The following is a 12,944-nucleotide window of genomic DNA, read 5'->3' on the forward strand; positions in this document are numbered from 1 at the left end:
TCGTTCACCTGGGTATTTTCGGTCGTGGGACGCCTCGATTATGTGGTGAATCGCTAACCGCGACCAGCCCGGCTATCAGGAGAGCGCGATGCCCGACGACAGGACCCTCGTGGCGGACATGGACGACCATGCCCTCGAAGCCGTACCGGCCTCGCAGCGCAAACCACTGCTGCAGCTGATCGTGGTGCAGGTCGGCTGGAACATCAGTGTGAGCAGTTTCCTGGTCGGCGGCGTGGTCGGCGCCGGCACCACGTTCGGCGAGGGGATGGCCGCGATCGGCGTGGGCAACCTGGTGCTGGCCGTGGTGGCGTCGCTGATCGGCATCATCGGTTTCCGAACCGGCCTGACCAGCTATCTCGCGTCCCGTGCGGTGTTCGGGCGGTCCGGCTCGGTGGTCGTCTCGATCGTGCTCGGCGTGATCGCGATGGGTTTCATCGGTGTGCTGATGGACACCTGGGGCGGCGCGGTCCACAAGCTGATCCCGGCGATCCCGTCGTCGGTGTTCGTCATCGGGTTCGCCCTGGCGATCCTCACCACCGCGATCTTCGGGTTCAAGGGACTGCACAAGTTCTCGATGGTCGCCGTGCCGGTGCAGGTGGCGATCGGCCTGTTCGCACTGTTCCGGATCGGGAGCCTGGAGGGCGGATTCGGTGCGGTCTTCGACGCCTCCCCGGCGGCGTCGATCGGGTTCTCGGCGGCGGTCAGTTCGGTCATCGCCACCTGGGTCACCGGTGCGGCTCTGGTCTCCGACGTGCAGCGGTACGCCCTCAAGGCCCGCGACGTGGTGATCTCCTGCGTGCTCAGCTTCGTGGTCGGCGTCGGCATCTTCGAGGTCATCGCGACGGTCTCGGCGATGAAGGTCGGCAACAGCAACTTCGTGGTCGTCATGCAGGGTCTGGGCCTGCTCGCCCCGGCCGCGGTGCTGCTCTTCCTGGCGCTGTGGAACACCGCCGACAACAACATCTACAGTGCCTCGCTGGCCTTCACCTCCGCGTCGAACCTGGTCAAGCTGAAGATCTCCAAGCCGGTGTGGACCGTCGTCGCCGTGGTGATCGCGGTGGCCATCGCCTTCCTCGGGGTGGCCGGCCAGTTCGGCAGGTTCCTCACCGTGATCGGCGTGGTGGTGCCGCCGTTCGCCGGCCTGCTGATCGCGCACTTCTGGATCCTCGAACGCCGGGTCGAGAACGTGCTCAAGGACCTGCCGGCGGTGCGCTGGGAGGCCGTCGTCTGCTGGATCGCCGCCGCGCTGCTCGCCTACTACACCGACTTCCTGCTGGCCAACGCGATCGAGGGCCTGGTCGCCGGGTTCGTTCTTCACACCCTTGCCGGAATGGCACTCAAGAAGAAGGTCGCCGCCTGATGCGCTACGGACTGGGAGTGCCGACCGGCACCGAGGGCCTGATGTACGCCGTCCCGTACGCCGACATCGACCAGGCGGTCGAACTCGCGATCAAGGCCGAGGAGTACGGGTTCGAGTCGGTGTGGGGCAACGACCACATCACCACCCAGCGGTACGTGCGGGACGGTTTCGACACCCCGCCGCGCTACTACGACCCGTTCGCCTACTTCAGCTATGTCGCCGCCGTCACCGAACGGATCCGGCTGGCTACCGCGATCATGGTGCTGCCGTTCCGCAACCCGGTGGTCGCCGCCAAGCAGGTCGCGACCCTGGACCACCTGTCGCACGGCCGGGCGGTCCTCGGGGTCGGGATCGGCGCGTACCGCGAGGAGTTCCAGGCGATGGCGCCCGGCACCCCGCTGCACCGCGGCGAGCACGCCGAGGAGGCGATCGTCGCGCTCCGCAGGCTGTTCACCGAGCGACGGGCCGGTTTCGACGGCAAGTGGGTGAAGTTCGACGACGTGGAGAGCTACCCGAAACCGGTGCAGACACCGCTGCCGATCCTGTCCGGCGGGAACGCCCCGGGCAGCCGGTCCCGTGCCGCCCGGCTGGCCGACGGATGGCTGCCGGCCTGCCTGTCACCGGCCGAGGTGGCGAGCGGCCTCGGCCTGATCCGGGCGGAGGCCGAGCAGCACGGACGTACCCTCGGTGACGATTTCGACGTGGCTCTTCAGGTGTGTGTGAGCGTGGCGCCCACCCGGGAGGAGGCGTGGCGGCGGTTCGAGTCGTCGCAGCTCTTCCACCACCTGGTGTCGCTGTCCAAGACCACGTTGAAGGACCAGGGCGTCGACGACCTGATCTCGCGCAACCTGATCGGTACGCCGCAGGACATCATCGAGCAGGTCGAGCAGTACCGCGAGGCCGGCGTCACCACGATGGCCGCGCTGTTGTTCGCCGCCGGTTCGGTCGGCGAGACCATCGACATGATGGCCGGATTCGGTCAGGAGGTGATCGCCCGGTGAGCGCCGCGCTGATCACGGCCGCCCTGGCGACGGCGGTGCTGCCGGAACGCCCGCAGGTCGATCTCACCGCCCTGGCCGCCGAGCGCCTGGCCCGGCTGCGGGCCGAGCTGGCGGCCGCGCCCTGCGACGCGATCGTGCTGACCGAGTCCGAGAGTGTCCTCTACGCGACCGGCTACCGCAGCATGCCCGGTCAGGTCTTCCGGGCACACCGGATCGCCGCGGTGGTCACCGCCGACGACCTCTGGCTGGTCTGCGCCGCCTCCGACGCGCCCGCCGCCGCGGCCGCCGGGATCCCGGTCGATCGGATAGTCCCTTTCGGTCGCTTCTACGTCGAGGCCGGCACCGGGGAGGCGGATCACGCGGCGATCACCCGGATGGCGGACCGCCATCCGGATCTGGAGACGGCGGTCCGCGAGGTGGTCGCCCGCCTGCGTCCCGGGACGCGCGTCGCCCACGAGAACGAGACCGGCGTGGCCTCCGCGGCCCGGTCCGTCAAACTGCCGGGCGAGGTGCGTCTTCTGGGGTACGCCGCGCGGCTGAGCGAATCCGCCGTCACCGCCGCGCTGGCCGTGGCCGGCCCCGGCACCACCGAACGCGAGCTGGCCGCGGTCATCGCCGCCACCATGGTCGCCGGCGGTGGTGATCCCCGGTTCGTGGTGGCCACCACCGGCCCGAACAGCGCCCTCGCCGACGTGGTGCCGACGTCGCGCGCGTGGCAGCCGGGCGAGACGGCCCGGTTCGACGTCGGGTGCGTGGTCGACGGCTACTGGTCGGACATCGGGCGGACCGCCGTGCTGGGCGAGCCGGACGACCGCCAGCGCCGGGTGTACGCCGCCGTGCACGCCGGCGAGCAGGCACAGCTGGACGCGGCCCGGCCCGGGATCAGCGCCACCGCACTGTTCAGGCTCGGACTCGAGGGCACCGCGGCGGGCGTGCCGAGCTATCGGCGCCAGCACTGCGGGCACGGCATCGGGCTAGCCGTCTACGAGCCGCCGATCATCGCGCCCGGCGTCGACGTCGCGCTGCGACCGGGGATGACGTTCTGTTTCGAGACGCCGTACTACGAGCTGGGCTGGGGCGGGATGATGGTCGAGGACACCGTGGTGATCACCGAGGACGGACACACGATGCTCTGCGCGGGCTCCCGCGAGCTGACCGTGGTGCCGGCATGAGCGCCTACACCGGGGAACTGCGCTGCGTCCGCTGCGGTGCGGGATATCCCGACCCGTCGATCGGGTTGATCGGCGCCGGCTGTCCGGCCTGCGCGGCCGAGGGGAGCCCGGCCAACGTGCTTCCCGCGTACCGGATGACGGGTCTGACCGGTGTCCCGACCGTGACCGGCGCGCCGGGGATCTTCCGGCACCGGGCCCTGCTGCCCCTGGCCGACGCGACGGTGCCGGTGAGTCTCGGCGAGGGCGGCACGCCGGTGGTCCCGCTGCCCGGGCTGGCCGAGGGGCTCGGACTGGGCGGGGTGTGGGTGAAGGACGAGAGCCGCAACCCGACCTGGTCCTACAAGGACCGGCTGGCCGCGGTGGCCACCACCAAGGCGGTCGAGGTGGGCGCGGAGACCGTGGTGGTGGCCAGCACCGGCAACCACGGCGCGGCGATCGCGGCCTACGCGGCCCGGGCCGGACTGCGCTGCGTGGTGCTGACCATCGCCTCGGTGCCGGCCACGATGAAGACGCTGATGCAGGCCTACGGCGCGCGGGTGGTCGCCCTGCCCCGGCCGGTGGATCGCTGGCATCTGATGCGCGAGCTGGTCGCCGCACGCGGGTGGATGGCCATGTCGGGGTACGCGGACCCGCCGGCCGGCTCGCACCCGTTCGGCGTCGACGGCTACAAGACGATCGCCTACGAGCTGGTGGAACAGTTGCCGTCGGTGCCCGACGTCGTGGTCGTCCCGGTGGCCTACGGCGACGGGCTGGCCGGCATCGGCCGCGGCTTCGCCGACCTGGTAGCACTCGGGGTGATCGGAAAGGTGCCGCGACTGCTCGTCGCGGAGCCGTTCGGCCCGCTCGCGGCTGCAATGGGATCGGGGGAACCGGTGGCCGTCCGGCCGTCGGTGGCGTTCTCCACCGCCTCACCGTTCTGGACCTGGCAGAGCCGGGCGGCGGTAGAGGCGTCCGGCGGGGCCGCGGTGGCCACCCCGGACGACGAGGAGATCATGGCGGCACAGCTGGAACTGGCCCGGCACGCCGGGATGTACCTGGAGGCGTCGAGCATCACCGCCGTGGTGGCCCTGCGGAAGGCGGTGGCCGCCGGGCTGGTGGCGCCGTCCGAGACCGCGGTGGTCATCGGGACGTCCACCGGGCTCAAGGACGTCGGCGCCACGGCGGCCCGGCTGACCGACGTGCCGGTGATCGAGCCGTCTCCCGCCGACCTGGACCGGGTGCTGTCGTTCTCGGGTGGGGCGGTGTCGTGAGGCTCGCGTTCTCGATCTCCGGCCGGCGGGACTCGGCGGGGGCGGTCCGGGCCGCGGTGGCCGCCGAGGAGGCCGGGTTCAACGACGTCTGGCTGACCGAGGACTACTTTGAGCGGGGTGCGTTCGCGCTGGCCGGAGCGGTGGCCGCCCACACCTCGCGGGTCCGGGTGGGCATCGGGGTGGTCAACCCGTGGACGCGGCATCCGGTGCTGACCGCCATGGAGTTCGCCACCCTCGACGAGCTCAGCGGCGGCCGGGCGGTGCTGGGACTGGGCGCCAGCAACGCCCACTGGATGACCGACAACCTGGGGATTCCGTTCGACAGGCCGCTGGCACGGACGCTGGAGGCTCTGTCCGTCATCCGGCAGGTGCTGACCGGACGGCACGTCACCTTCGACGGGGACTTCCATCAGGTGGACACCGGGCTGTCCTTCACCCCGGTCCGGCCGGACCCGCCGATCGTGCTCGGCGTCAAGGGGCCCCGGGCGGTGGCCCGGGGTGGTGCGGTCGCCGACGGGCTACTGCTGTCGATCCTGGCCGGGCCGGGATACGTGCGATGGGTGCGCTCGCAGGTCGGTGCCGGCACCGAGATCTCCGCCTACATAGGGGTTTCGGTGGACCCGGATCCGGCTGTGGCCCGGGACCGGATCCGGCCGATGGCGGCGCAGTACCTCGGTGTGCACGGCGACCACGTGATCACCCGGGAAGCAGGGGTGGACCCGGCGCTCGCCGCCTGGCTGCGGGCGGGATGGCTGGCCGGGGCGCCCCGGGCCGACCTGGTCAGTGACGCGCTGCTCGACGAGGTGGTGATCGCCGGTGACGTGGCCGGGGCCGCTCGTGGGCTCGAACGGTGGGCCGCGGCGGGGCTGGACGTGGCGGTGATTCGGGACGATCCGGCGGTCGACCCGGTCGAGACGTTGCGGGTGGCCCGGGAGATCGCCTGATCTCGGTCTCTACCGCTTGTCGACTGCCGGGTGACGAACACGCCCCGGGCCGGCTCCGCCGCCGACAGCCCGGGCCCTGGCCGAGCAGGTCCAGGCAGGAGAACTGCGGAACGGGCAGTCCCAGCGGTCGCAGCCCGGGCTTCAACCAGTTCTTCCTCTCCGGTCCAGCGGGCCCGAACGAGCGGACTGTTCGGCCTGAATAGCCAACCGTCGTGTTTGATCCGTCGGGGATGGCGTTGACGCTGGTCCGGGACGCGGTGTTCACCTCCACGGTGGCCTGCGTCCCGGCCCTGCTGTTGATCACGTTCCTGTTCACCCGGTGAACCGTTTCATGCGCCGGGCAGAGCTTGTGTCCGGACCGTTGCGGAGGGTGTTGAAAAATCGATTTTGATCTACTCTCGGAGGTGTGAGAACGCAGACGGGAGTGATCACCAGATGAGTTCGCCCGAGGCCGGCCCCTCCGCCGGCCGGCGCCCGACCGTTCAACCGAGATTCGCTTCCGAGCGGGAACTCCGGCGCATGGTCCGCGATATCCTGGGACGTTTCGATATCGGTGTCGACGAGAATCTCTTCACCGCCGGACTGAATTCACTTCAAGTGATCACCTTGACCGCCAGAATTCGATCCCGGTTCGGCGTACGTATCAGTCTGGCTGATGTGGTGCGGGCGCCGACCATCGCGGGGATCGCATTCACCCTGCGCGGAGACATCGCCCCGGCCGCCGACGCCGGCATTCTGGTCGCATTGCAGGTCGCCGCGGGTTCCGTGCCGTTGTACTGCGCTCATCCGATCGGCGGCAGCGTCATCCGGTATTTCGCACTGGCCGCCGCGATCGGCGCTGAACAGGCGTTGTACGGTCTGCAGGCGACCGGGCTCGCCGGGGGGCGGCCGCATCGTGATATCTCCGAGATTGCGCGGGCCGCCGCCGACGCCATGATGTCGCTGACCCCGGACGGTCCGTTCCGGATTCTCGGTTTCTCGTTCGGCGGTGTCGTTTCCGTGGAGATTGCGAGAATCATTCGTCAGCGTACCGGGCAGGCCCCGCTCATCATCATCGTCGATGCGGATGCTTCCATGGCCGGTCAGCCGTCCGATTCCGTCGCCGAGGCCACCGACCGCCTGGCGCGGACGCTCCTCGACAACGGTTCGGAGCGGATACCCCGCGGGCGTACCCTGACCCTCCCGGACCTGCATCGACAAGCTGTCGAGGCGGGTTTGGTAGACGTTTCCTATCCCATCGAGAAATTCGCTGTACTGCGCGACACCCTGGCGGGAAATCTGGAGGCACTCGCGCGCCACGACATCGAACACTATCCGGGCCGGTTGTTCGTCATCCGCGGGAACGAACCGGTGACCGATCCGGCTCTGGGGTGGCGGCGGCTGGCGGACGAGGTCGAGGTCCGCCAGGTGGATCTGCCACATTCCCTCCTTCTGGACGAGCGGGGTTCCCGGCGCATCGCGGACATCGTCCGGCCCCTGCTGAGTGGGGCGGCGGGGGCGTCACCCCTCTCGTGACGAGGCCTCGGGTTCCGCGGCATTCGGTGGATCGGACGGGCTGCCGCCGGACAGCTGCTCCCCGGATGTCTTCGGCCACGGCTTGGCCAGCAGGGCCAGCGTCACCACCACGGTGACGAGGGCGGTCGTGGCGATGGCGGTCGCGGGTTCCGTCACCTGCGCCAGACCTCCGACCATGATGGCGCACAGGGCCTGCATCGTGCTCTGGCCGCTGCCCACCACGCCCATCGCCTGTCCCAGCATCGGTTTCGGTACCAGCGAAACGAAGCGTTCCTGCAGGGAGAGGATGCCGGCGTAGCCGAACGAGGCTACGAAGGCTATCCCGGTGGCCACCGCCAGATTCGGGTGCAACACGAATACCAGATACGGGCACGCGAGCAGGAGGAAGAGCGGCATCGTCAGCCGGGTGCGCGTCTCGGGGCTCGTCCATCGGCCGATGGTCAGGTCGCCGATGAGCATCCCGACCGCGGCGGCGGTCAGGAGGGCACCGGCAGCCTTGCCGCCGTACGGGACGAACATCGACTCGACCCCGACGATGAGGCTGGCGGGCAGCCACAACGCCAGCAGAAGGCGCCGGATCGACGACGAGCTGAACAGTGTCCGGTTGCCGGCCCAGGTGGCGGCCAGGGAGGCACGCCCGGTTGCTCGTGGTTCCCGGTCTTGGAGGCGGAGCCGGAAGACGAGCGAGGCGGCGAAGCCCACGCCCGCCGCGGTCCACAGGGCGCCGATCGGGCTGACCAGTGCGAGGACGATACCGCCGACCGCGTACCCGACGATCTGCATGCTACCGATGCCGACGTTGAGCAGCGAACGGCCCAGGACGTAGGCCTCCTCCGGCAACACGTCCACGACCAGGGCGTTGCTGATCGCCCCCGCCACCGGGTCTCCGAACCCCAGGATCATGAGCAGCGCCAGCATCGCCCAGAGTGGCAGGACGCCGGTCGCCATCAGGACGAGAGCGGTGGCGTGCACGGCCGACCAGGTGGCCAGCGCGGTCCGTGGTCGCAGCCGGTCGGCCACGGACAGCAACGTCATCGCGCCGAGCGCCTGAGGCAGGAAGCCTCCGAGGTATGCGACCGCGGCGAGCAGGGGTGACCCGGTCTTCGCGTACACCAGTGCCGCCAAGCCTAAGGTCTCCATCATCTTGGCGATGACCGTTGCCGAGGTGGCGGTGAAGAGTACGCGGAATTCGCGGATGGCCAGGATCTGACGATAGGTTGTCATCGATCAAACCTCACGTTCTGTCTGCGGCGGCTCCTTTGCCGCGGCGAGCGAAGGTCAGTGGTGGCGTTCCGCGGCGGCGATCGCGAGCGCCCGTACGGCGGCACGATCGATCTTGCCGCTCGGCAGCCGGGGCATCATATCGACGATTGCGAAACTCCGTGGGATGAGGTGCTTGGGAACCCGGCTGAGCAGGAACCGGCGCATGTCGCGGACGTCGGCCACGGTGCCGGGTGCGGGCACCAGCACCGCGACGAGTACGCGATTCAGCGGATCGTCGCCCACCGTGGTCACAGCGACGGCGGACACCTCAGGTGACGTACCCAGGACCGCTTCTATCTCGCCCGGTTCGATCCGGACCCCACGGATCTTGACCTGTTCGTCCGCGCGACCGACGAAGTGATAGATGCCGTCGGCGTCCCTTCGCAGGATGTCGCCCGTACGGTAGCTGCGACTGCGCCCCGGCCCGTCCAGGCCGGCGAAACGCTGGGCGGTGAGGTCGGGCCGGCCCAGGTAGCCGTTGGCGACGAGTTCCCCGGTGACTGTCAGCTCACCCTCGGCGCCGTCGTCCACGGTTGCCCCGTCGCGGTCGACGAGCGTGAGCCGAGCACCCCGTACCGGGGTGCCGACCGACGGAAGACGCGGCCAGGAGCGGTAATCGGTGTCCAACCGGTGACGCAGGACGGCATGGGTCTCGGTCGGCCCGTACTGATTGACCAGTGTGGCACCGGTTCCCTCGAACAGCGCGATGATCTCATCGGTGCACTGCAGTTGTTCTCCGGCCGACACCACCTCCCGCAGAGTGCTGCCGCGCAGGGCGTCTCGGTTCCCGAAGGCGGCCAGCAGTTGCAACGCGATGAACGGTACGAAGATCCGCTCAACTCGGTGTTCGGCGATGACGCGGGACAGCAGATCCGGATCGTTGCGGACGCTGACGTCCGGGCAGACGACGGTTCCGCCGGCGAGCAGGGTGGAGAAAACCTCCTGGAACGACACGTCGAACGAGGCAGGCGCGAACTGGAGCGTGCGGGTGGGTCCGCGACCGTCCAAGATCGAGTCCGCCACCTGCCAGCGAGCCAGGGAGATGAACGAGTCCTCCCGGTACATCACGCCCTTAGGCTGCCCGGTCGACCCTGAGGTGTACAGCAGGTATGACAGTCGGCTCTCAGGGCGTGGCACGCGCCGGCCCAGGAGATCGACGGAGGGCGGCCGGTCGGGGATGCCGTCCAGGTCGATGATCGCGCGGATGGGGAGATCGGCCGGCAGATGCCCGAGTGTACGAGCGTTGCCGACGAGAACCTCCAGTCCGGCGTCCCCGGCGATGAAGGCCAGCCGTGCCGGCGGGTACGAGTGATCCAGCGGTACCGGCACGGCGTCGGCGAGCAGCACGCCCAGGAACACCACGACGACGTCGACGGACCCCTCGACGGCGATGCCGACGCGGTCCTGGCTGTCGACCCCGGTCGCAATGAGTCGCTCGGCCAGCATCGAAGCTCGTTGCCAGAGACGGTCGTAGGTGAGGGTGGTGTTCCCGTCCATTACCGCGAGTTCCGGGCCGTGCCGGCGGACCTGCGCCCGTACCAGGCTCGGGATACCGGCATCGGCCTGGAGGTGTGTAGTCACGAGCAGCCACCTTCGTCGGAGTTCAGGATGGTGAGAGTGGTTCGGTCACCGGGGTGGACCGGTTCGGGACCAGCCCCGTCATCGGCCGGCCCGCCGCGGCCGGCGTCACCGATCGCATGACGCCGGACCTGCTGCTCGGTCATTCCCATGAAGTGCACGACGATCTCGTGATTCGTGGAGGTGACCGCCGCGACCGCCCCGGTCCGGTAATAGAGGTCGACGACCCGTTCCGTCGGCCGGAGATCCGGGTCCCGATCAGCACGCAGGTCGCTGTGGATCCTCGGCACGTCGTGGTCGAGCCGGATACCGTGCCGGACGTGGTAGGTCTCCCCGTACAGCTCGATCACGGGAAGGTCGTCGGCGCGGGCGTCGCCCGCGCCGCCGAGATAGACCGGCTGGGTCACCAGGTCGTACCGGAAGACGTCGTCCAGCAGGGGCGTCATCGCAGTGGGCAACCGTGGTCGGATGGACTCCTGCCACCAGACCTGGAGCAACCGACGGCCCGCCGGGTCGGTGTACAGGTAGGTGATCGCCGCGCCGAACGCCGCGGTGCCACCCATCGCCGTTGCGGCGTGGGATCGCAGCGGGGCCGCGGCCGGATGCGCCGTCTCGACGATCCACGTGTCCAGGTCGAGCAGGACCTGTGACTGGGTGAGCCCGGCCAACTGCCGGAGCGGCAACCAGATGTACCGCAGAACCGCGTTCTCGGCGATCACCCGAGCCCAGAACAGGAATCGCTGCATCTGCCGGTTCTCCGCGAACGTCATGGTGTGGTGCGCCAGTACGTACTCGAAGTCGTCGTGGTCACCCCGAACCGAGGTGATGCCGTATTCTTTCTTCTTCTCGAAGTAGTCGGTGTTCGGCAACAGCATGATCGGATACACCGCGATCCGCGAGACACGCCGGGAGAGCCGGTCGTAGCCCTCCATGAACGACTTCACCGTTTCGCCGGGAGCACCCCAGAGGAGTTCGGCGTAGCAGTCCAGGCCCTCCCGGTCCAGCCAGGCCGACAGTTCCTCCCAATCGTTCAGCTTCATGTTGCGCCGGTTCATGCTGTCGAGCGCCCGTTCGTCCAGAGTCTGTAGAGCGAGCGTGAAGGAGCTGCGCATGCCGGCCTCCTTCATGCGCTTGACGATGCGGTAGAAGGTCTTCGACTTGTTCTTCGCCCACGAGGTCTCCAGCGCCCGGGGGAAACCGAACCGTTCTCTGGTCTCGATCAATGCCTCGACGAAGTCGACATCCCCCGGCAGCAGGCCGAAGTTGGCGTCACACGCCACCACGGTGTGCACCTTCAGGCGACCGAACACCTCCAACTCTCGGCGGAGCCGGTCCAGCGAGAACGCACGGATCTTCTGCCCGACGGCGCCACCCCAATAACAGAAGGCACATTTGTACGGGCAGCCGCGATTGGTCTCCATCAGTGCTACGTCGTAACGGAAGGCGCCGTGTTCGTCGGTGAGATCGATTGCTCCGGTCAGTACCGGAGACGCGATGACCTCAAGGTCTTCGATGCGATCACGATCGGCTGTCGTGACGGTGGTCCCCTCGTGCTGGAAGGAGATCCCGTCGACGTGGTGCAGAGCCCGGCGGTCGTCACCACGGATGCGGGCACTCAGCAGATCGCGAAAGGTCAGCTCACCCTCTCCGTTGACGACCACGTCGACCTCCGGGAACATGCGGAACACACGTTCTGCCTGCCCGGCGACATGAGTTCCGCCGAAGATGACCCAGCCGTCCGGGTTGAGCTGCCGGAAAGAGGCGGCGAGCGCCCCGAAGGCTCGGTAGTTCCAGCCGAGCACCGAGAATGCAATCACGTCAGGCGTACCGTCGGAGAACAATTCGTTCGCCATCGCGGAATTGGTCGTCCCTCCGCGGAAATTCTTGATGTCGATGCTGGCCGAGCGCCGAACGAGATCATCGGTGAGGGCGGTCGCCTTCAGGTATCCGGATGCCAGTGGCATGGACTCCAGGGGCATGTCCCAGACGCCTTGCTGTACCAGGAAGACGCTGATATTCGCACTGTCGTGTGATGCCGGATCAGCCATGCGGATTCCCCCATGCGAAAGAGCAGGTTGACGGAAGGTGACGGAAGCGGTGCGAGGGCCTATGCCGCGACGACCACGAGGCGGGTCCGCCGGCCGAGGGGGCGGCCGTCCAGCCCGCCGAAGACGGACACCTCCCGGAACCCGGCACGGACGAGCATCCGGTCCAGCTCGGACGGGGTGTAGACGCGGATACGGCTCACCGATCGGTGTCCGTCCGTTCGGTCGAGAAGCGACATGTGCATCCATCCTGAGTGAACATCCCAGGTGGTTTCTCCGGCCTGCCCGGCAACGTCCGTCCGATTCTCGGCGGCCAGTTCGCTGATCACCCGGTCACGGTGCGTGGTGTCCATGACCAGCCGGCCCCCGGGCCGGAGCACACGCTGGAATTCATCCAGAACCGCCTGGTCGCCGTCGTCGCCGCAGAAACCGAACGAGGTGAACAGGTTGAGGACGGTGTCGAACGTGCCTGCCCGGAAGGGCAGGTCGCGGTAGTCGGCCCGGACCCATTGGACACCGGCCGGTGCGTGGACGGCCCGAGCGGCGTCCAGCATGTCCTGGGACGAGTCCACGCCCGTCACATGGTGACCGGAGGCTGCCAGCGCGCGACTGTGCCGGCCCGCGCCGCAGGGGGCATCGAGCACATCGCCGTCCGGCGGAGTCCCGGCCAGCGTGACCGCGCCGTCCACCTGGGCCGTCGCGAGCTCGTTGGTATGGGTCTTCTGGTATGCCCTCAGATAGTGGGCCACGTCGGCGGAGGTCCATGCGGATCCTGGCCGGCTCGTACCTTCGGTGCGACTGGGCACATCGGCGCCT

At 68.8% G+C, this 12,944-nt stretch carries 10 protein-coding genes; 6 read left to right on the forward strand and 4 right to left on the reverse strand.

What is annotated here, in order from left to right; translation table 11 throughout:
* Positions 1-88: 88 nt before the first annotated feature.
* From QSK32_RS15195 to QSK32_RS15220, 6 genes are all read left to right on the forward strand, one after another.
* On the forward strand, positions 89-1,360 hold the full coding sequence (locus QSK32_RS15195) for a purine-cytosine permease family protein (protein ID WP_285472278.1): 1,272 nt from the start codon (positions 89-91) through the stop codon (positions 1,358-1,360).
* Positions 1,360-2,361: an LLM class flavin-dependent oxidoreductase gene (locus QSK32_RS15200; RefSeq protein WP_045743825.1), complete on the forward strand. Its 1,002-nt coding sequence runs from the start codon at positions 1,360-1,362 to the stop codon at positions 2,359-2,361. The genes QSK32_RS15195 and QSK32_RS15200 overlap by 1 nt, the downstream gene beginning before the upstream one ends.
* The gene (locus QSK32_RS15205) at positions 2,358-3,533 is read left to right on the forward strand and encodes a M24 family metallopeptidase (protein ID WP_285472279.1); all 1,176 of its coding nucleotides are present in this window, start codon (positions 2,358-2,360) and stop codon (positions 3,531-3,533) included. Before QSK32_RS15200 ends, QSK32_RS15205 begins: the two co-directional genes overlap by 4 nt.
* Complete coding sequence (locus QSK32_RS15210; RefSeq protein WP_211275419.1) at positions 3,530-4,783, forward strand: threonine synthase; 1,254 nt, start codon at positions 3,530-3,532, stop codon at positions 4,781-4,783. Before QSK32_RS15205 ends, QSK32_RS15210 begins: the two co-directional genes overlap by 4 nt.
* Positions 4,780-5,727, forward strand: a complete 948-nt coding sequence (locus QSK32_RS15215; protein WP_045743824.1) for an LLM class flavin-dependent oxidoreductase — start codon at positions 4,780-4,782, stop codon at positions 5,725-5,727. The genes QSK32_RS15210 and QSK32_RS15215 overlap by 4 nt, the downstream gene beginning before the upstream one ends.
* Before the next feature lie 435 nt (positions 5,728-6,162).
* Positions 6,163-7,242 (forward strand): thioesterase domain-containing protein, encoded by a 1,080-nt coding sequence (locus QSK32_RS15220; protein WP_045743823.1) that lies wholly within the window; start codon positions 6,163-6,165, stop codon positions 7,240-7,242.
* Here the strand turns inward: QSK32_RS15220 and QSK32_RS15225 are convergent.
* Genes QSK32_RS15225 through QSK32_RS15240 form a run of 4 tightly spaced genes read right to left on the reverse strand, consistent with a single transcriptional unit; the run spans position 7,228 to position 12,877 of the window.
* Positions 7,228-8,466: an MFS transporter gene (locus tag QSK32_RS15225; RefSeq protein ID WP_063775534.1), complete on the reverse strand. Its 1,239-nt coding sequence runs from the start codon at positions 8,464-8,466 to the stop codon at positions 7,228-7,230. The genes QSK32_RS15220 and QSK32_RS15225 overlap by 15 nt on opposite strands.
* 54 nt (positions 8,467-8,520) lie before the next feature.
* A complete protein-coding gene (locus QSK32_RS15230) occupies positions 8,521-10,086 on the reverse strand; it encodes an amino acid adenylation domain-containing protein (RefSeq protein WP_052720652.1) in 1,566 nt (521 codons plus the stop codon).
* Entirely contained in the window at positions 10,083-12,131 is a 2,049-nt protein-coding gene (locus QSK32_RS15235; protein WP_285472280.1) for a KedN5 family methylcobalamin-dependent radical SAM C-methyltransferase, read from the reverse strand. The genes QSK32_RS15230 and QSK32_RS15235 overlap by 4 nt, the downstream gene beginning before the upstream one ends.
* A gap of 59 nt (positions 12,132-12,190) precedes the next feature.
* Positions 12,191-12,877 (reverse strand): class I SAM-dependent methyltransferase, encoded by a 687-nt coding sequence (locus QSK32_RS15240; RefSeq protein ID WP_285472281.1) that lies wholly within the window; start codon positions 12,875-12,877, stop codon positions 12,191-12,193.
* Positions 12,878-12,944 lie beyond the last annotated feature (67 nt).

This window comes from Actinoplanes sp. NBRC 101535 (assembly GCF_030269225.1).
GTDB lineage: Bacteria > Actinomycetota > Actinomycetes > Mycobacteriales > Micromonosporaceae > Actinoplanes > Actinoplanes rectilineatus.